This window comes from Opitutaceae bacterium TAV5 (assembly GCA_000242935.3).
Classification (GTDB): domain Bacteria; phylum Verrucomicrobiota; class Verrucomicrobiia; order Opitutales; family Opitutaceae; genus Geminisphaera.
In genome coordinates this window covers 3,635,413-3,657,422 of the sequence record CP007053.1, presented here as the reverse complement: position 1 = coordinate 3,657,422, position 22,010 = coordinate 3,635,413, and the positions used below count along the sequence as shown (strand labels likewise).

General features: G+C 64.0%; 16 protein-coding genes. 10 read left to right on the top strand and 6 right to left on the bottom strand.

Going from position 1 to position 22,010, the window contains the following annotated elements; genetic code table 11:
* Nucleotides 1–20: 20 nt before the first annotated feature.
* The 4 genes from OPIT5_15640 to OPIT5_15625 are packed head-to-tail and all read left to right on the top strand — an operon-like array spanning nucleotide 21 to nucleotide 5,270.
* Complete coding sequence (locus tag OPIT5_15640) at nucleotides 21–575, top strand: hypothetical protein (GenBank protein ID AHF94428.1); 555 nt, start codon at nucleotides 21–23, stop codon at nucleotides 573–575.
* A gap of 42 nt (nucleotides 576–617) precedes the next feature.
* Complete coding sequence (locus tag OPIT5_15635; protein AHF91439.1) at nucleotides 618–1,301, top strand: N-terminal cleavage protein; 684 nt, start codon at nucleotides 618–620, stop codon at nucleotides 1,299–1,301.
* 4 nt (nucleotides 1,302–1,305) lie between these two features.
* Nucleotides 1,306–4,083: a hypothetical protein gene (locus tag OPIT5_15630; GenBank protein ID AHF94427.1), complete on the top strand. Its 2,778-nt coding sequence runs from the start codon at nucleotides 1,306–1,308 to the stop codon at nucleotides 4,081–4,083.
* 20 nt (nucleotides 4,084–4,103) lie between these two features.
* Nucleotides 4,104–5,270 (top strand): oligogalacturonide lyase, encoded by a 1,167-nt coding sequence (locus OPIT5_15625; protein ID AHF91438.1) that lies wholly within the window; start codon nucleotides 4,104–4,106, stop codon nucleotides 5,268–5,270.
* 52 nt (nucleotides 5,271–5,322) lie between these two features.
* Here OPIT5_15625 and OPIT5_15620 read toward each other — a convergent pair whose 3' ends face one another.
* Nucleotides 5,323–6,204, bottom strand: a complete 882-nt coding sequence (locus OPIT5_15620; GenBank protein AHF91437.1) for an AraC family transcriptional regulator — start codon at nucleotides 6,202–6,204, stop codon at nucleotides 5,323–5,325.
* Nucleotides 6,205–6,286: 82 nt separating this feature from the next.
* Here OPIT5_15620 and OPIT5_15615 point away from each other — a divergent pair, with 82 nt between their 5' ends.
* The 3 genes from OPIT5_15615 (at nucleotide 6,287) to OPIT5_15605 (ending at nucleotide 11,900) form a co-directional block, all read left to right on the top strand.
* On the top strand, nucleotides 6,287–7,648 hold the full coding sequence (locus OPIT5_15615; GenBank protein ID AHF91436.1) for a tat (twin-arginine translocation) pathway signal sequence: 1,362 nt from the start codon (nucleotides 6,287–6,289) through the stop codon (nucleotides 7,646–7,648).
* Nucleotides 7,645–9,690 (top strand): beta-galactosidase, encoded by a 2,046-nt coding sequence (locus OPIT5_15610; GenBank protein ID AHF91435.1) that lies wholly within the window; start codon nucleotides 7,645–7,647, stop codon nucleotides 9,688–9,690. The genes OPIT5_15615 and OPIT5_15610 overlap by 4 nt, the downstream gene beginning before the upstream one ends.
* 215 nt (nucleotides 9,691–9,905) lie before the next feature.
* Nucleotides 9,906–11,900 (top strand): heparinase, encoded by a 1,995-nt coding sequence (locus tag OPIT5_15605; protein AHF91434.1) that lies wholly within the window; start codon nucleotides 9,906–9,908, stop codon nucleotides 11,898–11,900.
* Between the two features lie 121 nt (nucleotides 11,901–12,021).
* Here the strand turns inward: OPIT5_15605 and OPIT5_15600 are convergent, their stop codons facing one another.
* The 3 genes from OPIT5_15600 to OPIT5_15590 all read right to left on the bottom strand — a co-directional run bounded on the left by OPIT5_15600 (nucleotide 12,022) and on the right by OPIT5_15590 (nucleotide 16,851).
* On the bottom strand, nucleotides 12,022–13,017 hold the full coding sequence (locus tag OPIT5_15600; protein ID AHF91433.1) for a phosphatase GppA: 996 nt from the start codon (nucleotides 13,015–13,017) through the stop codon (nucleotides 12,022–12,024).
* Nucleotides 13,017–13,802, bottom strand: a complete 786-nt coding sequence (locus tag OPIT5_15595; protein ID AHF91432.1) for a uroporphyrin-III C-methyltransferase — start codon at nucleotides 13,800–13,802, stop codon at nucleotides 13,017–13,019. Before OPIT5_15595 ends, OPIT5_15600 begins: the two co-directional genes overlap by 1 nt.
* Before the next feature lie 97 nt (nucleotides 13,803–13,899).
* Complete coding sequence (locus OPIT5_15590) at nucleotides 13,900–16,851, bottom strand: hypothetical protein (protein ID AHF91431.1); 2,952 nt, start codon at nucleotides 16,849–16,851, stop codon at nucleotides 13,900–13,902.
* Nucleotides 16,852–17,024: 173 nt separating this feature from the next.
* On the opposite strand from OPIT5_15590, the gene OPIT5_15585 reads away from it, so the two are divergent.
* Nucleotides 17,025–17,252, top strand: coding sequence for a hypothetical protein (locus OPIT5_15585; protein ID AHF94426.1), 228 nt, complete (start codon nucleotides 17,025–17,027; stop codon nucleotides 17,250–17,252).
* Nucleotides 17,253–17,382: 130 nt separating this feature from the next.
* Here OPIT5_15585 and OPIT5_15580 read toward each other — a convergent pair whose 3' ends face one another.
* A complete protein-coding gene (locus tag OPIT5_15580) occupies nucleotides 17,383–19,101 on the bottom strand; it encodes a glycosyl hydrolase family 32 (GenBank protein ID AHF91430.1) in 1,719 nt (572 codons plus the stop codon).
* A gap of 152 nt (nucleotides 19,102–19,253) precedes the next feature.
* Nucleotides 19,254–20,375, bottom strand: a complete 1,122-nt coding sequence (locus tag OPIT5_15575; GenBank protein AHF91429.1) for a transcriptional regulator — start codon at nucleotides 20,373–20,375, stop codon at nucleotides 19,254–19,256.
* 83 nt (nucleotides 20,376–20,458) lie between these two features.
* On the opposite strand from OPIT5_15575, the gene OPIT5_15570 reads away from it, so the two are divergent.
* Together OPIT5_15570 and OPIT5_15565 are read left to right on the top strand one after the other, a co-directional pair.
* The gene (locus OPIT5_15570; GenBank protein ID AHF91428.1) at nucleotides 20,459–21,166 is read left to right on the top strand and encodes a hypothetical protein; all 708 of its coding nucleotides are present in this window, start codon (nucleotides 20,459–20,461) and stop codon (nucleotides 21,164–21,166) included.
* 69 nt (nucleotides 21,167–21,235) lie between these two features.
* On the top strand, nucleotides 21,236–22,003 hold the full coding sequence (locus tag OPIT5_15565) for a hypothetical protein (protein AHF94425.1): 768 nt from the start codon (nucleotides 21,236–21,238) through the stop codon (nucleotides 22,001–22,003).
* The last annotated feature ends 7 nt before the right edge of the window (nucleotides 22,004–22,010 follow it).

Genomic DNA, 22,010 nt, shown 5'->3' with positions numbered 1-22,010 from the left:
CCTGTTTTTACTCCGTCACCATGTCGCCCATTGCCTCCATTCTCTGCTCCGCCATCCTTGCGGCCTTTCCCCTGTCCGCGCTTGCCGGGGAAACGCTCCCGGCATTCAGCGATTCGTTTGACAGCGGAATCCGGCCATGGACGACCGAATCGGGTCAGGCTGGACGCGGGAAAGAGAAAGGTGGCACCCTCATGTTGCGCTCCGTCAGGGAGCCGGACGGCACTCCCCGGCCGGGTATTGCCGTCCGCATCGTCACCGGCCTGGAACCGAACCGGAATTATGAACTGAAAGTGGATTTCCGTTTCGAGAAAGACTTCGAAGACCGCTGGCCCTGGGCCAAGGTCGAGATCGTGGAGTCCGTCTCCGGCAACACCTCCGCTCCCCCTCTGACCTCGACACGTATCGCCACACAAAAACAGTCAGGCGCAATCGACGCCGACAGCGCATGGCGCACCGTCACGCTGCCGTTCAATCCCGGCGATGCCTCCTCCGTGGTCATCCGCCTTTCCAATCATCCGAAAATGTATGACCAGACCCATTGGGACAATCTCCGCATTGTCCCGCTGGAACCCTGACTTTTCTGTCACCCATCTTCCTCTCCCCCTGCCCCGCCCGTCATGAAAACCTGCACGCCCCCACCTGTTTCCCGCCGTCCCCTCTGCCCGATCCGCGCGTTCACGCTGATCGAACTCCTTACCGTGATCGCCATCATCGGCATCCTGGCCGCCATCATCATTCCTGTCGTCGGCAAGGTCCGCCAGTCCGCCAAAGCCGCCACCTGCACCAGCAACCTCCGCCAGATCGGCGTCGCCTTTACGCTCTACCGCAACGACAACAAAGGCATGGCTCCGCCCCCGCTCGATTCTTTCAACAACAATTTTGAAAACCGTACTGTTTGGGGTTATGGCCAGATCAGGTCCGTCGGGCTCGGTCGCCTCCAGTATGAAGGTTACCTCAATCATGGTCGCACCGGTGTCGCCCTTCTCGGCGATGTGAAATCGAAAATATTCCACTGCCCGTCCCGCGACGCCGGTGGCGGGTGGGCCTATGACCAGACCACCCACCCCGACTTCATAGACTACGCCTATCTGATCTCTGGCGACCGCTACAAAGCCGAGCTCGATAGCGGCACCGCCATCGCCACCGACACGACCGGAGGAGACAACCAGAAAGCGGGGCAGCCCATCCATGGTGAAAATGCCAATGTTCTTCGCGCCGATGGTTCCGTCCACAAGGTGAAATTCAGCGTTTACAGCGATCCCGACCGCAAGGCTTCCTCCTTCGACCGACGCTCCCCGTAGTGACATGTTCATGACGGCCTTCCTTCGACCCGCCAGGATCATTCTGGCTCTTTCCCTCCTGTCACTCATGGTTCGCCCGGTCGCAGCCGACGCGCCTGCGCCCGCCCCTCTTGCCAATGGCAGCTTCGACCATGCCCTCCAGGCCTGGACATGGGAGCCGGCCCAAACCGGAGCCACCGCCGAAGTGCTCGCCCAGGCCGGCCTCGACGGCAGCAACGTCCTGCAGATCCGTCGGCCTGCCGCCGACCCCTCCGCCACCGCTTCTGCGCCCGCCCGCATCTCGCAACCGGTCCGCGGTCTGACCCCCGGCTCCCGCTACCGGCTCGCAATCTGGGTCTCCGCCGACAACCTGCGCACCGCCTCCCTCTTCGCCGGCGACCGGCACCAGTCCCTGCCCGCCGGGACATTCGACTGGACCCGCGTGCAGATCGATTTCACTGCCCCGGCCGCCCCCGCCGATGACGCCCCCCTCTTCCTCATCGGCATCGAAACCGGCGACGCCGTCGACAAACTCTGGATATCCGGAATCTCGCTCACCCCGATCCTCGATCAGGGCAACGAAATCGCCACCCTCCACTCCGCCAATCGCGAGCATCTGCAGCGGCTTGAAGCACTTCTCGCCGCCCACCCTGCCCTCGTCACCGATGCCAGCACACGCATGAGCCTCGCCATTGCCCGCCGTTATCTCCGGCGTGTGGAAACCGGCGGCCCCGGAGGCACGCAAGGCATGCGCGACCTCACGCCCGACGACCCGGAAGTCTCCCGCTGGACACTCCTCCAGGCCCGGGAAACCGCCATCGTGCTTGCCCGCGCGGCAAACCGCGCGGAGCAAATCATCGCCGGCCGCCAGACCGCCTGGCAAATGCCCGGGATCACCGGCGCGCACATCGCAATTACTCCCTCCGGCTTTATCGCCTCTGCTCCTTCCTCCGAAAACGCCGGCATCCCCGCCCCCTCCGTATCCGCCCGTCCTGTCATACTCGGCGGGTACGGACATTTCGATTTTGTCATCGAGGACGACACCTTTCTCCAGGACCTCGGCGTCAACCTCGTGCAACAGGAACGCGGCCCGCGCGATCTCCGTTCCGGCGACCGCGTCTCGACTCACGCGAATGCCCTGCTTCGCCAGATTCAGGACGCCCCCGCCAAAGGTTATCTTGTCGATTTTCTTCTCGCTCCCCATTATCTGCCCGGGTCGCTCTTCACCCGCCATCCCGACCTCGCCGGCAATGCCCGCGGAGGCTTCGTCAAATACAACATCGACCACCCCGCCGCCCGGTCCGCCATAGAATCATGGATACAAGCTATCGTACCGAAAGCCGCTCCGCTCCCCGGTCTTTTCGCCTTTTGCCTGAGCAATGAACCCGGTTACCGGGACAGCGGACGCAATCCGCAAAGCCGCCCGTTCTGGACCGCCTGGCTTGCCGAAAAACACGGAACCATCGCCGCGCTCAACGCCGCCCACGGCACCCGCCATGCCTCCTTTGCCGACGTCCCCGTTCCCGACTCGTCCGACTATCCCGCCAACCGCGCCTTGCTCCCGGCATTTTACGACTGGGTACAGTTCAACAACGAGCATCATGCCGGCTGGCATCGCTGGATGCATGACCTCGTGAAGGCCGCCGCCCCGGAAGCCGTCACCCATGCCAAACTGATGCCCGACGTCTTCGACACCCGCCCCCAGGCCCGGCGCACCCACGGGGGCATCCCCGGGCGCGGCATCGATCCCGAGCTCATCACGAGCTTCACCGACCTGGCCGGCTGCGACAGTTGGTCTTTCATCTCCCGTGACGGCGAATGGAGCTACACCTGGCAACGTACGCATCTCTGGTATGACCTGCTCCATTCCTTCAACCGGAAGCCCGTCTTCGACTCCGAACTCCATTTCATCGAGGACCGTCATCCCGCCGAATCCATCCCTGCGGAACAAATCTACACCATCCTCTGGCAAGGCGCACTTCACCATCGCACGGCCTTCACCAGCTGGATATGGCAGGAACCGACCGGCCGCTCCTCCCTCGGCAGTATTTACCTGCGCCCTGCCAATATCCAGGCCGCCAGCCAGGCGCTCCTGGATCTCAACCGCCTCGTCGACGAAATCACTGCCATCAATGCCGCCCCCGCCCGCGTCGCACTCCTCTATTCGCCCGCGGCGCTCTTCTGGCAGGAAGACTACCCGCAAACGACCAAAGACCTCTACACCCTGCTCACTCTCCTCGGCCACAAGGTCACATTCGTCAGCGAACGCCAGCTTGCCTCGGGCAACGTGCCGACCGGTATCGACTGCCTTTTCCTTCCGCGTGTCACCCATACGCCTGACTCCACCTCCGCCGCTCTCGCCGGCCTGATCCGGTCCGGCACAACAGTCATTCCCGTCGGACGCGACAACCTCCGCTTCGACGCCTACAGCCGCCCGCGCGAGCAATCGCTCCCCGGCCTCGCGGCGGTCCTCCACATCGGTCTCAACCGCAAAGTCGATCTCAAAACCGTCGCTACCCTTGTTGCTACGGCCTCCAAATCCTCCGGCCATACCCAGCCCGTTTCCCTTCTCGATGCCGGCACCGGAGCCCGGGCCTGGGGAATCGAGTATCGCGACGTCCGCGACGCCGGCGGACGCCGTCTCATTCCCCTGGTCAACCTGCTCCGCGTGCCCGTCCGTGTCCGGCTCGATCTTCCCGCTTCGACTACTCCGGTGACCGACCTCATCAGCAATCGTGCCATCAACTCCACCGACTTTACCCTGCGCCCGATGGAGCCGCTGCTCCTCGAACTCCGGCCCTGATCCTCTTAAAACATTCAGACATGACCTTTCCCTCCGAAAAGCACACCTATACCGATCCGCACTCCGGCCTGCCCGTAACGCGGCTCACCCACTACAAGGGCCACAGCCACCACTTCTATTTCACCAATCCCGGCTGGTATGCTGGCGAAACCCGTTTCCTCTTCAGTTCCGACCGCGCCAATCGCACCAACCTGTTCGGCGTGGACCTCGACACCGGTGAAATCGAGCAGTTCACCGACATCGAGCCGCCGCCCTCTCCCGCCCGCTTCGATTTCGTCACCGCTTGCAAGAACGCGCAACGCGACGAGGTCTATTTCTGGCACGATCACACCCTCTGTTCAGTTGAACTGGCTACAAAGAAAACACGTTGCCTCCTGGAGGTGGAGCCCGGCTGGAAGCCAAGCATGACAGCCTCCTCCTGCGACGGCGTCTGGCTCTATTTCGGCCTCGAGGAAATTGTCATCACCGAAGACTACAGCAACAGCCGACAGAACAACCTCGGTATCCGCTCCCGCTGGCTGGCCAAGCCACGCAGCCGCATCGTCCGCCTTCCCCTTTCCGCCGACGGCGGCGCCGCCGGTCCGCTCGAAACCGTTTTCGAGGAACGTGCCCTGCTGGGCCACATCAACACCTCCCCGACGCAGCCACATCTGATTACCTACTGTCACGAAGGCCCCTGGGAGGAGGTGGACTGCCGCATTTGGGTGATGGATACCGCCACCGGCCATCGCTGGAAGATCGAACCGCCGCACCGCCGCTTTCACATCGGTCACGAATTCTGGTATGCCGACGGTCTTCACGTCGGTTACCACGGCATTACGGGAGGCTCCGAAACCGTCATCGGAGGCGCGAGCGTCGTCGAAGGCGCTCCCGGCCACTGGTTCGCGCCACAACAGACTGTCACCGGCCATGTGTATTCGCTCGACGGAAATCTCGTCGTCGGTGACGCCTACCATGATGGCGTCATGAAAGTCTGGATGCGCATCGACGGCGTCATGCAAAGCCCGCGCGTTCTCTGCCGGCACGATTGCTCCTTCAAAATCCAGCAACTTCATGTGCATCCCCGCATTTCGCCTGACGGCCGCTCTGTGATCTATACCTCCGATCGCGGCGGCTACGGCAACATCTACACCGCGCCGCTGCCACAAGACGCGGCCGCCTTCAACGCGTTGCCGGCGTGGACATGAGAAGCATTGTCCCTACATCGAAATGTATCCGGATTCTGGTTCCGGATAGCGACTATCTCCCGGTCGCCTGCTCCCGGCACCATTTGCCGGGAGGGACGCCGAACTTCGTCCGGAACCACGCGGTGAAATAGCAGGTGGAGGAGAAGCCCAGGGCGAGGCCGACCTGTTTGATAGAGAACCGGCCTTCGCCCAGCATGTGAGTCGCGGCCCGCTTGCGGCGCTCCAGATGATACGCCTTGGGCGTGGTCTCGAATGCGGCGACAAACAGGCGGTTGAGCTGGGCGGGGCTCAGGCCGGTTTGCCGTGCCAGCCATTCGAGATTCCACGATTCGCTCAGGGGAAGCGTGTTCAGCAGGTGGGCGGCGCGCAGCACCCGTTCGTCCGCATGCGCGGGAGTCGTCGGCGGGTAGCCGGCGGCGGACAACTGGCCGACGAGTTCGCCCAGCCATGCGAAGAAGTGGCTGTTCAGCGCCAGGTACTGCACGGCGTCCGCTTTCTTGAATTCCATGCCGTTGTCGGCCCGGGTGAAATTGCGGTCGGCAAACCGTTCGAGCCGCTTGGCCAGCCGGGTGAGCGTGCGCGAGCTCTCGCGCCCGAGCACGACCCCCCGGGGTGGATTGATCAACTCGCGTCCGTCGGGCCAGAGCGCGTAGAAACGGACGGACAGGATGTCCGCGTCGGCATCGAATTGGATCCGATGACTGACCCGCGGAGGAATGATCCATTCGCCCGGATGCGCCGTCACCGCGTGCTTTCCGGTGGTCACGCTGATCGTCCCCGTCCGCGCCAGCCAGGCCGCGTTGTGCGCCTGGCCGATGCCGGTCCAGGATCTGCCCGCAACGGGGAAGGCCCGGTCATAGATATAGACCGGCCAGCAGCTCAGCCCGGACCAGTCGCGCAAGCGGAGAATGCCGGAATCGATAGCGGTCGCCATGATCAGATTTCTATATCTTTTGCTATATTATGGCAAGGTTCGGATATTGTCCGGTTCACACCGCGGGAGTCAGATTTACCCCATGGGCATTTTTCATTTTTCAGCTCGGTCGTTATCCCTGGATGACTCCTGGGATGTGATTGTGGTCGGAGGCGGCCCCGCGGGTTGCACCGCGGCCGCGGCGGCTGCCCGGCAAGGCGCGCGCACCCTGCTCGTCGAGGGCATGGGGGCGCTGGGTGGCATGGGCACCAATGCGCTGGTGCCGGCCTGGTGTCCGTTTTCCGACAAGCAGCGCATCATTTATCGCGGCCTGGCGGAGCACATTTTTGAAGCCTCCAAAAAGTCCACTCCCCATGTGCCCGCGGAGCAACTGGACTGGGTGCCGATCAGCGCCGAGGACCTGAAGCGCATCTACGACGACATGGTGCTCGGGGAGGGCGCGGAGGTCCTGTTTCACACTTCGCTAGCCGCGGTGGAAATGCGTGAAAACGGAGAGGTCGACGCGCTCATCGTGGCCAACAAGGCGGGGCTGAGCGCCCTGCGGGCCAAGACCTATGTCGATTGTACCGGTGACGCGGATCTCTGCTTCATGGCCGGAGCGGAGACCCGGAAGGGCGATGGCACGGGCAATACGCTCATGCCCGCCACCCATTGCTTTGTCCTGACCAACGTGGACGAATACGGATATCGCCACGGCGAAAATCTTCATGCGAACAACAAAAACAGTCCCATCTATGCGATCCGCGCATCCGGGCGTTATCCGCTGATTCCGGATACACACCTGTGCTCCAACCTGATCGGCCCCGGCACCGTCGGGTTCAACGCGGGTCACATTTTCGACTTCGACAACACCGATCCGTGGAGTATTTCGCGCGGTCTTACCCGGGGAAGAAAACTGGCCCGGGCCTACCGCGATGCGCTGGCCGAATTTGTGCCGGCGGCCTTTGGCAACGCTTATCTCGCGCTCACCGGGTCGATGATGGGCGTGCGCGAAACCCGCCGGGTAATCAGTGATTATGTGCTCACGTTCGACGACTACATCGAGCGTCGTTCCTTCGACGACGAGATTTGCCGCAACAGTTACTACATCGACATCCACCGGGCCCTGAACGAGGAGGCGAAAACCTTCGAGCACCGCAAGGAGTCCGAAAAGAAGAACTCCTTTCGCTACGGACCGGGAGAATCGCATGGCATCCCCTACCGTTGCCTGACGCCGAAGGGACTGCGCAATGTGCTGGTGGCAGGCCGCAGCATCTCCACCGAGCGGATGGTCCAAGGCAGCGTGCGCGTCATGCCGACCTGTCTGGCCATGGGTGAGGCGGCCGGCCTCGCCGCCGCCATCGCCGCCTCCGCCAACGAACCCGACGTCCATGCAGTGAACTCCGGGCATTTGCGCGCCCTGCTCCGCGATCACGGCGCCTGGCTGCCCGACCAGGCATCATGAACCGGACAAAAATCCCTGCCGCATTGCTCTCCCTGATACGGGCAATGCTGGTGTTTCTCGCGTTGTCGTCACTGCACGCGCAAACGGAAAAAATCCCGCTCGATGGCGAGTGGCAATTCGGGCTCGATCCCGTTGGCGCAGGCGAAACGCAAGAGTGGTTCAAACCCGGATTCGTCAATTCGCACTGGGACAAGGTCCGCGTGCCCCACTGCTTTTCCGTTGATCCACGTTATCATTACTACACCGGCAACGCGTGGTATTTCAAAACCTTCACCGTCGAACCGCCGGCCAAGGACACCCGTGTTTTTATCCATTTCGATGCGGTCTTTTATCACGCGACGGTTTGGCTGAACGGCAAGCTGCTCGGAGAGCACGAGGGCGGCTACACACCGTTCGAGTTTGACGCCACCGATCTGTTGTCCGCCAAGGCCGACCGGAAAAACGCGCTGGTCGTCCGCGTCAACAACGTATGGAGCACTCACACCATTCCCGGAGCCAAAACCAGGGTTTCGTACCAAAATCTTAATTACGGACAATTGTTCCCCTGGATCAATTACGGCGGGATCACGCGCCCGGTGAGCCTGCTCGTGCGGCCGGAATTTCACATCGGCAAGGTGAAGGTGGAGACGACTCCCGATCTGAAGGCCGGGACTGCGGCATTGCGTGTCCGGGCATTTGTAAAAAATCAGTCCGTGGACACGACGTGGACGACGAACGAGATCGGCCTTCGCCTCTACCGTGACGGGAAGAGACTCCCGGTTGATGCCAGGGTTTCCGGTACGCCGGTGGGGCCACAAGGCGCAGGTGTCTTTCAGATCGAGGCCGTGTTGCCCCGGGAGTCCGTCGAACTCTGGGGGTTTGATAACCCGGTTATGTATGACGCCGAGGTGATCGCGGGAAAGGATGTGATGCGGATTCCCTTTGGCATCCGCAGCATCGAGGTGCGGGGAACGAAGTTGTTGTTGAACGGCGAAGCGCTTTCCCTCGGCGGGTGCAACCGTCCGCTGGATTACCCGGGCTATGGCTCGATGGATCCGGAAACGGTTCTGGAGCAGGACATGCGCCTGATCAAAAGCGGAAGCATGGAGTTGTCACGCATCAGTCACTACCCGGTTTCGACCGGGATGCTGGACTGGGCGGATCGGCATGGCCTGTTGATCATCGGTGAGGCGGGCAACTGGCAGATGACGCCGGAGCAGATGTCCGATCCGGTGATGCGTGAAAAATTCCAGGCGCAGATGCGGGAGATGGTGGAACGCGACTGGAATCATCCTTCGGTCATCGCCTGGAGCCTGGGGAATGAATACCAGTCGCAGACCGACGCCGGACAGGCATGGACGCGGGACATGTATGCGTTTGTGAAGTCGATGGATGCTTCGCGGCTGGTGACATTTGCCAGCAACATCGTTGCCCGCCCCGACATCAAAAAGCCGGAGGATGAGGCGTCGCAGTATGTGGATTTTATCAGCGCCAACATTTACGGAGACCATTTCAAGCGTCTGCAACGGATCCACGCACTGTATCCGGAAAAGCCGGTTTACGTGAGCGAATTCGGACTTCGGGCGGACAAGGTCAAAAACGAGCAGGAGCGGATGAACTATTTGCGACGGGCGATGGCGGATTTTCGCAAATGTGATTTTCTGATTGGAGCCTCGGTGTGGACGTTCAACGATTACCAGAGTTCCTTTCCCGGAACCAACGCGAACGGGTATCGTCCCTTTGGATTGGTAGAACCGGATCGAACGCCAAGGGCGATGTATTACGCCTGGCAAAAGGAATTCGCACCGGCGGTCGTCACGGTGAAGAAGACGGATTCCGGGGCGTTCGAGGCAAGCGTCACGGCGCGAGCGGATTTTCCGGGTTACACGTTGCACAACTACAAGCTCAAGGCGGGAGGAAGCGTATTTGAAATTTCACGGCTGCACCCCGGTGAAAGCAGAATCTTCACGATTACTCCCGGAGCCGACTCCGCAAAATTGACGGTAGAGCTGGAAAAGCCGGGAGGTTTCACGATCCTGAAAACGGAGTACCCTGCCCGATAGGGCAGCTTGGGAAAAGTCATAGCCGGTAGAAAGTAGTGGCAGGCGTCCATGTGGCACGGCCATCCTGGCCGTGGACGGCGTGAAGCGCCGCCTCTGTCCGGTGCGAAACACGGGCTGGAAGCCCGTGTCACCCCGGAATCATAGGCAAGATGCCCATGCCACCTCCACGCCGCCCTTGGCATCACTTTGCACGGAAAAGCTCGTCGCGTTCGCTCATGATCCTCATACGGAAGCTTTCCCCGATGAGCAAAACCGCCTTTCTCCTTCCCTGTTTATGCTTCAGCCTGTTGTGCATGGCATCACCGGTCATCACCCCCGCCCTCTTCGCAGCATCATCCCCGGCCCCGGCGGCGCCCGCCACGATTGTTTTTCCCGAAACCCTGCCCGCTCACCCGCGACTCTTCGCCCGCGCCGATGACTGGACTGCGCTCCGTACCCGCATCGCCGCCGATCCCGTTTCACAACAGCTCTTCTCCCTCGTCCGCGCCGAAGCCGACGCGCTTCTCGCCGCGCCTCCCGTTCCCCTTGTCAAGGAAGGCCGCCGCCTTCTCGGCCCTGTCCGCGACATCCAGGGTCGCGTCTTCCGCCTCGCGCTTGCGTATCGGCTGACGGACGACACACGCTACCTCGATCGCGCTCTCGTCGAGATGCGCCATCTCGCCAATGCCCCCGACTGGAATCCGTCGCATTTTCTCGACACCGCCGAGGCCGCGCTCGCGCTCGGCACCGGTTACGACTGGCTCCATGACCAGCTCGCCGAGGCCGACCGGACCCTCATCGAAGACGCCCTGATCACCAAGGCCCTTCAACCCTCCTTCGCCGCAAAGCATGGGTGGATTTCCGGCAACAACAACTGGAACCAGGTTTGCCACGGCGGCCTTGTCGCCGCGGCCCTTGCCATCGCCGAACGCGATCCCGATCTCGCCCGCCGCACCGTCGAACGCGCCTGCGCCAACCTTCAGCACGCCGCCCACGCCTATGCGCCCGACGGCGCCTATGTCGAAGGCCCCATGTACTGGGATTACGGCACCACCTTTCACGTCCTGCTCGTCGAGTCCCTGCGCACGGCACTCGACACGACCGCCGGCCTCGACGCCTTTCCCGGATTCCTCGCCAGCGCCGACTATATCCAGCAGGTCACGACGCCGGCCAGCCGCTTTTTCAACTACGGCGACGCCGTCGAACGCCGCGGTTTCAGCCCTGCCCTTTTCTGGTTCGCGCGTCAGTCGCGTCGCGCCGACCTGATCCGGTACGACCTCGCTGCTCTCCAGGCCCATGCGACCCGGCCAGCCGCCAACACGCGTCCCGGTTGGGGCGGCCGTTTCCTGCCCTTCGCCCTGCTCTGGCGCGATCCGTCCCTTTCCGTCTCCACCGGTCCGGAAACGGCACCCCTTCACTGGTTCGGGCGCGGTCCCAATCCTGTCGGCATCCACCGCTCCGCCTGGAATGATCCTCGGGCCGTTTACCTCGCCATCAAGGGCGGCTCACCATCCAACAATCACGCGCACATGGACGCCGGCTCGTTTATTCTCGAAGCCGACGGCGTGCTCTGGGCTGTCGACACCGGCATGCAGAGCTACCACTCGCTCGAATCCGTCGGCCTCAAACTGTGGAGCTCCCGACCCGACGGCGACCGCTGGAAGGTTTTCCGCCTCGGTCCCGAAAGCCACAACATCCCCCGCGTCAACGGCGCCCCCCAGGTCTGGAACGCCGCCGCACTCCCTCTCCGTTCCCGCGCCGACGGCCCTGCCCCGTTCACCCAATTCGACCTCACCCCGCTCTATGCCGACCAGGTGGCACGGTTTCATCGCGGCGTCGCTCTGCTCGCCGATCATCGCACGATTCTGCAAGACGAATGGACGGCCCTTCCCGACCGCCCCGCGACCGTCACCTTCCAGTGGCTCACGCGCGCCAACGTCAGCCTCGACAGCGACCGCCGCACTCTCCGGCTCCGTCAGGCCGGCAAGACGTTGCAACTCCGGGTTCCCGCCCCTCTTCCCGCCGGCGCGCCGGTGGACATCACGGTGGAGGATACGGCGGCCCTTCTCTCGTCGTGGGATGCGCCCAACCCCGGGCTCAAACGCATCCTGTTCAGGATTTCCACCGCCGCCGGTGAGAGCAGCCGGCTCGTCATCGAAGCCACGCCCGGCACGACGCCAGCCACGACGTCCGCTTCGCCTGCCACCGTCAGGCCTCTCGCCGAATGGTGACGGGGAAGAGATGAGGCGCAACAGCAACCGGGAGCACCGGCATCCTTGCCCGTGAGCGTTGCCTCTCCGCGTGGCGCGGGCGTCCCGCCCGCTTCTACATGGGCTGGAAGCCCATGCCACTTCACGATCCGGAAGTCTTTGCCACCGGCGGCAGCAATTCGTCCGCCACGCCCCAGCGCAGGTTGTTGAAGGTGTGATAAACCGTCTCGACACCGGCGCACTCGGCCAGCGTCACCAGCGTGACCAGCGCCGTGCGGAAGACATCCGCCCGCGGCGGCGGCAGACCTGGCACGCGCTGGCACTCGGCCAGGGTCATTGGCGCAAGTCTCGCCAGCAGAGCACGCATCTCCGTTGCCGTGACTGTCGCCGTCGTGTTCACCAGCGGCACGCCGTCACGGATGCCGCGAATCGCCCGGATTGTGGCCACGCTGCCACCGGCAAAGATCGCATCGAAACCCGGAACCGCCAGATCGGGAAATGCCGTCGTCACCTCTGCGCGCACGTGCGCCGCAATGGCCCCGGCTTCGGCCGGCGAAAGCGGCGCCCGCGGGTCGGCGATAAAACGCTCCGTCAGCCGCACGCAACCGAGCCGCAGGCTGATGGCGCGCTCGATCCGGCGGTCACGGAAACGCAGGCATTCGAGGCTGCCGCCCCCGAGATCGAATACCTGAAAATCGCGCAACCCGGCCAGCTCATGATCGCTGGTCAGCCCGCGTCCGATGAGATTGGCTTCCTCCTCGCCGCTGAGGATGCGGATACGGTGGCCGGTGGCGCGGAAGACACGTTCGCAAAACTCCGCGCCGTTGACCGCATCGCGGATCGCGCTCGTGGCGACCAGCGCGATATACGCCGGCTCGTAACCGGCCGCCAGCGCGAGCAGCTCCTGAATGGCGGCGAGGCCGGCCTCCATCCCGGGCTCGCCGAGCCTGGGCGCCGCCTGGTTGATGCCGGCGCTGATGCGCGAGTCGATGGTGTGATGACGCAACGCGCTGACCGATCCGTCCGCCAGGCGGGTGGCAACGAGGATTTTTATCGAGTTGGAACCGATATCAATGACGGCCGCGGCTGAGTAGGGAGCGCTCACAGGGGAATGACGATGACCGGCAGCCGCAGACATTACAGCACGAAATCGCCCGGAGCGACGAGAACCACAAACTCGCCTTTCAGGCTGGACCGGCCGAGACGGGCGGCGACCTCCCCGGCGCGTCCGACATAAAAAGTCTCGTGGAGCTTGGTCACTTCGCGGGCGATGCAGACCACGCGATCGGGGCCGAGCCTTTCGACAATCTCGGCGGCGAATTTCTCGATCCGGTGGCAGCTTTCGTAGAGAGCGAGCGTGTAATCAAAATCCCGATACTTTTCGAGAAACGCGATGCGCGCCGCCGACTTGGGCGGGAGGAAACCGGCGAAGAGAAACCCGTTGGTCGGCAAGCCGCTCGCGCCGAGCACCGTCGTCAGCGCGCAGGCTCCGGGCACCGGCACGACGGGAAGCACGCGCCGGCGGCATTCGCGCACGATCCGGAAACCGGGATCGCTGATCCCGGGCGTGCCGGCGTCGCTGACCACCGCCACGGAGCGGCCGGCGGCGAGTTGATCCGCGAGGCGGACGGCGGTTTCCATTTCGTTGTGATCATGGTAGGCGACGAGTTCGCGGTGCGGCAGGCCGAGCCGCGCAAGCAGCGCGCCGGTGGTGCGGGTGTCCTCGCAGGCGATCAGGTCCACCCGGGAAAGAATCGCGCGGGCGCGGTCGGTGATGTCGGCCAGATTGCCGATGGGCGTGGCGACCACGTAGAGATGACCCGGCAGCGGGGTGAGAGAGGCATTGGTCGCGGAAGCGGCGGATGGAGCGGCGGGTGTGGTGTCGGACACAGGCGCGGAGCAAAGCGCGAAAAACCACCGCACACAATTTCCAATCGAGGAGAGAAACCGCTAAAGAACGCTGAAGAACGCTAAAAACAAAACCGCCCATATTCCTGGTTTGTGACAGAGTCTGACAATTTTAGCGTTCTTCAGCGTTCTTTAGCGGTTCCCTCAGGTTTTTATCCGTGGCGCCTCCATTTTCCGGAGGTGGCTCCGGTTTCTTCTCGGCCGGCGGCGCCGGCGTGTCGATCCGGTTGGCGCCGGTCAGCGAGCGGAAGAGACCGCGCGGTCCGTAACGGAAGCTCCACGTCGGCTCGGACAGCGTGCCGCTGAGCTGGAATTCGAGCGCCGTCGAAAACGGCGAAAAGACCAGATCCGCCACCGGACCGAAAAGACCGCCGGTGCGCTCGAACGGATGCAGCCTGGCCCGGAAATCGAGCTGGCCGTTCTCCAGCGCCACCGCACCGGTCGCGCTCACCTCGGCGGAAGCACCGCGGATCTTCAGTTCACTGAATTTCGCCTGGCGCGAGGCCAGCGTGAACACGCCATGCGCAGTGTCGAAAGAGAGCGAGGTGAACCCCATGCCGGCCGCATTGAGCAAGTCGGAAAGCAACCAAAGCAAGCCCACCTGCGCGAGCGGCGCATCCCGCACGCTGGCCTCGCCCGCACCGGTGAAACCCGCCCAGTCGTTGAGCCGGCCCGAAGCCTTCAGCGAGCCGTCGATCCGGCCGCCCTTGAGGCGAGCGTTGACCGGATCGTCGTCATCGGCCGCGGTGTCGTTTTTCTGCCGTGCGGCGGCAGCGGGCGCAGGCTTGCGGCCGGCCGATGCCGCCGCCTTGCCGGAGGCAGCCGCCTGCGTATCGACCCAGGTGTTGATGGTGTTGACGAGCAGGGCGAGGTCCGCATCGCGCAGGGTCTGATCGAATGCCAGGCGAGGATCTTCTTCCGGGCCGCTGACCAGAGCGGTGCCTTCGAGCACGCCACCGGCCACCCCGACGCGCAGGTGATCGACCCGGGTTTCCTCGTTCCTGATCGCGGCGGAGAGCGCTACATCGCGGAGCGGGAAGCCACGCATGCTGAAGGGTCCCTCGCCATCCACCGTGAGCATGAGTGCGTGTTCGTCCGGCCGGGCCGCGCCGGGTCCCGCCGAGGCGCCGACGGCGTGGAGCCGGGGCGGCGTCGCAAAATCATACGCAGCGAGTTGCTCCACCATGCCGCCGCCAATCAGCTTGCCGACGCTGGCGAGCGGCAGCGTGCTGTGCATGTCGAATTCCATCCGCTCCCACGGCTCGCCCATCCCGGGAAGCCGGAGGCTGAAGTTTCCGTACGCGATGCGACCGGCGCGATCGCCATAAAAATCGAGGATATCGAACCATTGCGGACGAATGAAAAGCCGGGTGTGGAGACGGTCGATATCCACCCCGCGCAAGTTCACCTCCCTGCCATTGGCGCTGACAAAAAGGGCGACGCTGTGCGGGTCGAGCCAGCGTCCGCTGACATCCACGTCGGCAGCGGCAGGCTCGGGGCCAAAGCGGAAATCATCCCAGAAACGGGGCCACCAGTCGCCAAACCATCCGCTGATCAGCAGCGGACGAAGCACGCCGGAGACGAGAAACCGGAAGTCGAGCGTCTTCGTATCCATTTCATAAGTACCACTGGCGGCGCTGTCGCCCCCGAGCAGCGTGATGTGGTGGAACCGCAGCGAATGGGCGTCGCGGTCCCAGGCGAACTCGCCGGAGGCGAGGTCGAAAGGCACGTGATGCGCCGTGACGCGGCGCGCGAAGAGATCGCCCTCCACCGAGCGGGGCAAGCCGCCCGGCGCGAGCTCGGCGCGGGCGGATATCCGGGCGGGCTCCGCCAGTTGCAGGATGCCGTCGTAAGGCGGACCGGCGAGCTTGCCGGCCGCAGCGAGCACCTCCGGCGTGAGCATGCCTTCCCCCTCCGCATGGCCGGCCAGGGTATCCGTGCGGCCCTCGTAAGACGCCGTCCAGAGGGCATTCAGCCAGCGGGCGGCCAGCGCGGCGCGGAGCCGGCCTTCCGGGAGGGGGCGGAGCATCAGGCGCGCCGGGCTCACCTCGACGCCGTGCGCCGAAATGCGATCGGCGCTGGCCTCGAACCGCAAGGCATCGAACGAAAACGGTTCACCGGACACGAGGCCGGACGGGCCGGTCACGCGCACGGTCATGCCCTTGCCGGAACCGAGGCCGGCAAGCTCCAGCGCCTCCATGGACAGGGTGGCCTCGAACCGGGGTCCGTCGAGCGGCAGCGTGATGGCGGTCACGATGTTGTCGGCCGTAATGCCGGCGAGCGCGGGCAGATGCGGCACCGGTTCACCGTAATGCAGCGCCGGGGCCATGGCGGTCAGCGTCAACCGCCGCTGTTCCAGCCGGATGCTGACGACCGGGTCGCCGATCTGGCGGATTTTTCCGGAAATCGTCACGAGCTGGCGGGCGAACGGCACCACCTCGCGGACAAAGCGCCGCAGGGTTTCTCCGGAAATATCGGCTGAAGGGGTGGCCGGCGCCTCGGGCAGCGCCAAGGTGCCGTGCGCCGTGACCGGAATGCCGCCGATGTTGGCGCCGAGGCCGTGGACATCGACGTGCCGGCCGCTGAGGCGAACCGAGAAATGGGCGTTTTCGATCAGCGGCTCGGCTCGTCCGGATGGCGAGACCACCGCCGGGAGCAGGAGATTGACGCCGGTGCCCGCCAGCCGGAGATCGGAGCGGCGCGTGATGAGCCAGCCGGGATCGATCCGGACGAGAAATGCGCGCGCGGTGATGACCGGATCGGTCGGCATGTTGCCGTCGGCGACGCTCGCATCCTGCAGCACCAGGACGCCGCCGGGATCGAGCGTGGCGGTCCGGAAATCCACGGCCAGGCCCTGTTCTGCCGCCGCGTTCCGGATCCAGGCGCAGGCCGCCTCCGGCAGCGGCATCCGGCGGCCGACGAGCAGCGCGACCTGCAACGCCAGCAGCGTGGCGAGGCCGAGCCAGACCACCCAGCAAACCAGACCCGTGACACACGACCAGCAATGCCCCCGAAGGGAGCGACGCGGACGGGCGGCAGGCCATGGAATGCGAGACCGGGACATGCACCCAAAAGGTGCCGGTCTTTTGCAGGTTGGCAATCGGCAGGTTCGGGTGGCGGCCGGAAAAAGGAAGGCCGGCGATTCACCGAAGAACATTGCCCTGACCGGCGAGAACGTTAACCAGCGCGTTTCCGTTCATCCGTTCCTGCCTTTCCCGTTACATTCATTTTCTCCCCGTGAACCCGACACCCGACGATCCCGAACTCCCCCGTCTCATCGAGCTGTTCCAAAGCATGGGCGCGCCTCGCGACCAGGCAAAACGGATGGCGCAGCAGTTGCAGAAACGCTGCAGCCAGCTCGTCGAGGAGCGCGGCATCACCCGGATCGAGGCGATGCAGCATCTGCTCAATATCATGGTGAAGGGGCGGCGCGGCGAAGTGCCCGACGGGTTCGGAAAACGCTGAGGAGAACGTCGGAGCTCCCCTGAACACGGACTGGAAGTGGCACGGGCATCCTTGCCCGTGGACGACGCGGAGCGTCGCCCTCCGGAATCACGGGCTGGAAGCCCGTGCCACGCCGGCCGCTCCGGGGAAATCACTCCCCCTCGTCGTGTCCCCGGCCGCGGCCCCAGGCGTTGCGCAAACGGTGAACGTCGAGCCGGCGGACCTCCGCCCGGCCGCCCCGGGCCTCCAGCGAGAGCGTCCGCACGTTGGGATCGAGGATCAGGGGAAGCGGCACGAAGGTCAGGCCGTCGCTGGCAAACACCTCCAGGCCGATCCGGTCGGCAAAGATCGTCAGGCGCAGGCGGCCCGCGAGCAACGGCGCAGGCGCGCGCAGGTCCTGGACGCGGAGTTGCTGCCTGCCCACGTCGTAGCTGATGACCCCGTTGCGCACGAAGAACACGATTTCCCGGGCCGTGCCAGGGTCGATCTCGGCGCTCAGTTCGACGAGCCCCGCGGTGACGCCGGCGAGCGGATTGGGCGCATCCTCCTCCAGAAAAAACGCGCCGAGGTGGTGTGATTTCGCGCGCAGCACCTCCAGTTCCCGGACAGGCGTGCGGGCCAGCCGCGGGCCATCGGGCGTGCGCACCAGGCGCAACTCCATCGGGAGGCTCATCGACTGGTTGAAGTGCATGCCCGGCGTCGGCGTGTTCCACCAGCCCATCTCGATGCGGCGGCCGTGCGGTTCGTCGCTGAAGGTCTGCGCCGCATAATAGGCGCGGCCGTACTGGCCGGCGAGCACACGCGTCTCCGGAATAAAGGTCGTGCCGTCGAAAATGCCGACCTGGTATTCGCTGTTGGCGCCGCTGAGCACCCATTTGCGCTCGGGGTCGCGGTCAGCGGTGGCATGGCCGGCGTCGGGGTTTTCGACCGGCAGTTCGTAAAAATCGGGGCATTCGTAGAGATAACGACGATGAGCCTTGCCTCCGCCGATGATCACGCTGGCCGGCGTCCAGTCGCGGAGGTTCGGCGAAGTGAGGAAATGGACGGTATAAACCGGGCCGGGTTGCTCGACATAGAGAACCATCACCCAGCGTCGGGTAGGTTCGTGCCACAGGACCTTCGGATCGCGGTTGCCGTCGCTGATCCGCTCCACGGCGCATCCGTCTACTTTTTTGAAAATGCGCCCGTCCGTGCTCCAGGCGAGGCATTGTGTCCAGGAATCGGTCAGCGTGTAGATGAGGACGAGCGGCGGTTTTTCGGGCGTGCCGAGGCCGCTGGTATTGTGCCGGTCGACGACGGCGCTGCCGCTGTAGACCTGCCCCTTGCGGTCGGGAACGAGGGCCGGACCGCCTTCCTGCCAGTGGACAAGATCGGTGCTGACGGCGTGGCCCCAGTGCTGGCGGGCGAATGTCCAGCCGTAGGGGCTGTGCTGGAAAAAGAGGTGGTATTCGCCGTTGTAGTACGAAAGGCCGTTGGGGTCGTTCATCCAGCCGTGCATCGGCGAGAAGTGGAACTGGCCGCGAAGCGGCTCGCGGTAGAGCGTGTCGGCGCCGGGAAAGGTGGTGCCCTGGGTGATCTTCCCGAGCGCCTCGGCGCCGCCGGGCTGGGCGGGCATGGAGAGCGTGATCGTCTGCCCCCGCCAGGAACGGACGTCGAGCGGAGCCCACCACTCGGGCTGGCCGTCGGCGAATTCGACCTCGACGATCCGGTCGATCTGCCCGTCGACCGCGATGTACACGATGCGCTTGGGCGCGTTGTTGCGAATCGGAAAAAGCAGCATCGGCTCGGTAAGGGCGATTTCGCGGCTGGCGACATCGGCGTTTTCGGTCACAGGGGAAGGAAGCCAGGAGGCGGGAGGATTCGTGTCCATGCGTTACATCCGTGATGGTGATGGGGACAGGCTGCGGCCAGATTTCCCGTTACCTTTGGCCACATGCCGGGAAAGGCAATGGCAGGACGTGTTTTGAGGGAGGAGCGCGCACGGACCGTCCTTCACGGGGTCGGCCGTCGTCCCGTTCTCCGTCAGAGCGTCCGCACGGATTCGCGTTCCACAAGTTTGCCGCGAAAGAGCATGATGCCCTGCTGCCGGTGCGGCGGCTTGCCGGCGACGAGCGCGGCGGTCCACTGCACGGCCTCGCGCGCCATCTCGGCGTAGGGCAGCGTGTGCGTGGTCAGGCCGGGCTTGAGGAGATCGCAGATGCCGGGATCGTTGTCGCAGCCGACAATGCTCAGATCGCCGGGGATGCTCAGCCCCTGGCGTTGCGCGTACTGGTAAACGGCCGCGGCCATCCAGTCGTTGGCCGCGAAGATCGCCGTCGGTCGGTCCTTGCGCGCGAGCATTTTGGCCAGTCCCGGCTCGATGTCGCTGGCGGGCTGGGCCGTCTCGACCGGCGCTCCCGCCGGCTGTTTCAGGCGCAGCACCCACTCCGGGCGGGAAGGCACATCGAGGTCGTCGAGCGCGTTCAGGTAGCCGAGATAACGCAACCCGAAGCTGCGGTGAAACCGGCTGTTGCTGACGAAGCCGATGCGCCGGTGACCGTGTTCGAGCAGGTAACGGGTAAGCGCGTAGCCAGTGTGCGCCGAGTCGAGATCGAGAAAAGACGTCGGGGTGACGTAGGGTTTGCAGATGACGTTGAGCCGCGGCAGGCGCGCCGGCAGCAGACGCAGGAAACCGGGGCCGGGCGTGCCCGCGATCAGCAAGGCCTCGTCGTCCCCGAAGTCGGGCCGGGGAGGATTTTCGTGCTCGTTGTAAAACAGCGTGCGGAGACGTCCGCCGAGCGCCTCCACGCCCGTGCCGATCGTGTGGAGCAACAGGTGGGCGAGATGCGTCTGCCGCCACGCCTCCGTCGTGTTCACCCAGATAAACGTCACCGTTCCCAACGCGTTTCCGGAAGGCCGGGTGCGACCTGCCCGGGGGCGCATCCGGTAGCCGAGCTCTTTCGCAGCGGCCAGCACGCGGGTGCGCGTCTCCGCGCCCACGGCTCCGGTCTCGTTCAGGACAAAGGACACCGTGGTCGTCGAGGTGCCGGCCCGGGCGGCGATTTCCGAGAGCGTGATGCGACCGGATGGGACGGTGGACGATTTCATCGCAAGGCTGGCAATCAGGAAATCTTCCGGGCGTCGATTTTTTACTTGAACTTTCATTTTTTAAGTAAAAACTAAATAAAGTTTACTAAAAATCAACTCCACATCACCCCCCTGCAGATTTCCTGCTCCCCCTGCCGCACATGAACACCCTGCACCACCCTTCCCCCGCGTCTGCCTCCAGCCGCTTTCAGATTCCATCCAGCCCAGGCTTCACCCTGATCGAACTGCTTACCGTCATTGCCATCATCGGTATCCTGGCAGGAATCATGATCCCGACGGTCGCCAAGGTGCGCCAGTCCGCCGCCGACGCCCAGTGCAAAACCGCCCTCCGCCAATGGGGCATGGCCATCGCCCTTTACATTGACGACAACAAGGGCCGCCTCCCTGGCCCGTGCACTGTCGGCCAAGCCCGCAACCTCACCATCCTCCCCGAAGACTACGCCAAGGGGAACCGCTCTCTGTGGAGTTTCCTCGCGCCTTACGTGAGCCTCAAAAACAGCAACACGACGAAGTTACCCGACGCTTTCATCTGCACCGCGTGGCTCCGCAAAACCGCCAGGCCCGACGAGGACAACGTCTATTACCTGCGCCTCCCCGGCGATGCAAACAGCTTCCCCTGGGGTTGGTCCAACGGCCAGACACCAGGGAATCCGCAACTCTACACCACGGTCATCAACACCCCGAAATACCACGATCGCCCGGCCCTCATTGACCTCGATGCCGAACTCGAACCCGGCTTCAAGGGCAAGGCTCCCGACACCCCTGTTCACGGCAACCACCGCAACGTGCTTCGCTACGACTGGAGCGTCCACTCCGTGCCCCTCAACTTCGCTCCCGCCATTCAGTAACCCCCTCCCTCTCTCTCGTCTCCGTGAACCAACACCTATCCGCCACGCAACATGAAAACTCCGAGTAATATGAAAACAGATACAAGAATCCGCCTCCGTCCCGGCCTCGTCGCCGTCCTGGTCTCGCTGCTCTGCCCGTTCTCCGTCCGCGCTGCGGAGGCAGTCGTGTTCAGCGAAGATTTCGAAGCCCCGAAGTGGGCTGCCGGCGCACAGCTTGGGAGCACCGCCATCAACGGATGGATCGGCAACGACAATGGCACCACCCTCCTGAGCAGAATCATCGACACCGACGCCCACAGCGGTTCGCAAAGCTTGCATCTCTACGACAACATCAGTGGAAACTCCGCCTCCGCCCGATACGACCTCGGCAGCACCCTCACGCAGGGATACATCGAGTTCTCCATCAAACAGGCAGGCGGGGGTAATTTTTACCTCTATTTTTCGGATGCCGGGACCGACACCACCAATTTTTACCTTTCACTGGCGCCCAATGGCACCGTCACCCTGAATAGCCCAGCCGCCTCCACCCAGGTCGCCTACACGGTGACCGACTGGAACACCTTCCGGCTTTACTTCGACGAAACCACCAACACCGCCTCCGTCTCCCTGAACGGCACGAGCATCGTCAGCGTAGCAACCGGAGATGCCGACGCCACAAACTGGCAGGTCGGCAAGATCAGGCTGCAGGCAGGTGCGGCAGCCAGCACCAACACGAGGGCCTACTTCGACGACATCACGGTCGTGAACACCGCTGCCATTCCCGAGCCCTCGACCTACGCCGCCGTCGCTGGTATTGGCGCCCTCGCTCTGGCCTTATGGTGGCGCCGCAGACGTTGATCGAGAC

What these genes read in the sequence shown, in the direction of transcription:
- OPIT5_15640 (AHF94428.1), top strand. Translation starts at nt 21, where the DNA reads ATGTCGCCCATTGCCTCCATTCTCTGCTCCGCCATCCTTGCGGCCTTT.
- OPIT5_15635 (AHF91439.1), top strand. Translation starts at nt 618, where the DNA reads ATGAAAACCTGCACGCCCCCACCTGTTTCCCGCCGTCCCCTCTGCCCG.
- OPIT5_15630 (AHF94427.1), top strand. Translation starts at nt 1,306, where the DNA reads ATGTTCATGACGGCCTTCCTTCGACCCGCCAGGATCATTCTGGCTCTT.
- OPIT5_15625 (AHF91438.1), top strand. Translation starts at nt 4,104, where the DNA reads ATGACCTTTCCCTCCGAAAAGCACACCTATACCGATCCGCACTCCGGC.
- OPIT5_15620 (AHF91437.1), bottom strand. Translation starts at nt 6,204, where the DNA reads ATGGCGACCGCTATCGATTCCGGCATTCTCCGCTTGCGCGACTGGTCC.
- OPIT5_15615 (AHF91436.1), top strand. Translation starts at nt 6,287, where the DNA reads ATGGGCATTTTTCATTTTTCAGCTCGGTCGTTATCCCTGGATGACTCC.
- OPIT5_15610 (AHF91435.1), top strand. Translation starts at nt 7,645, where the DNA reads ATGAACCGGACAAAAATCCCTGCCGCATTGCTCTCCCTGATACGGGCA.
- OPIT5_15605 (AHF91434.1), top strand. Translation starts at nt 9,906, where the DNA reads ATGATCCTCATACGGAAGCTTTCCCCGATGAGCAAAACCGCCTTTCTC.
- OPIT5_15600 (AHF91433.1), bottom strand. Translation starts at nt 13,017, where the DNA reads ATGTCTGCGGCTGCCGGTCATCGTCATTCCCCTGTGAGCGCTCCCTAC.
- OPIT5_15590 (AHF91431.1), bottom strand. Translation starts at nt 16,851, where the DNA reads ATGTCCCGGTCTCGCATTCCATGGCCTGCCGCCCGTCCGCGTCGCTCC.
- OPIT5_15580 (AHF91430.1), bottom strand. Translation starts at nt 19,101, where the DNA reads ATGGACACGAATCCTCCCGCCTCCTGGCTTCCTTCCCCTGTGACCGAA.
- OPIT5_15575 (AHF91429.1), bottom strand. Translation starts at nt 20,375, where the DNA reads ATGAAAGTTCAAGTAAAAAATCGACGCCCGGAAGATTTCCTGATTGCC.
- OPIT5_15570 (AHF91428.1), top strand. Translation starts at nt 20,459, where the DNA reads ATGAACACCCTGCACCACCCTTCCCCCGCGTCTGCCTCCAGCCGCTTT.
- OPIT5_15565 (AHF94425.1), top strand. Translation starts at nt 21,236, where the DNA reads ATGAAAACAGATACAAGAATCCGCCTCCGTCCCGGCCTCGTCGCCGTC.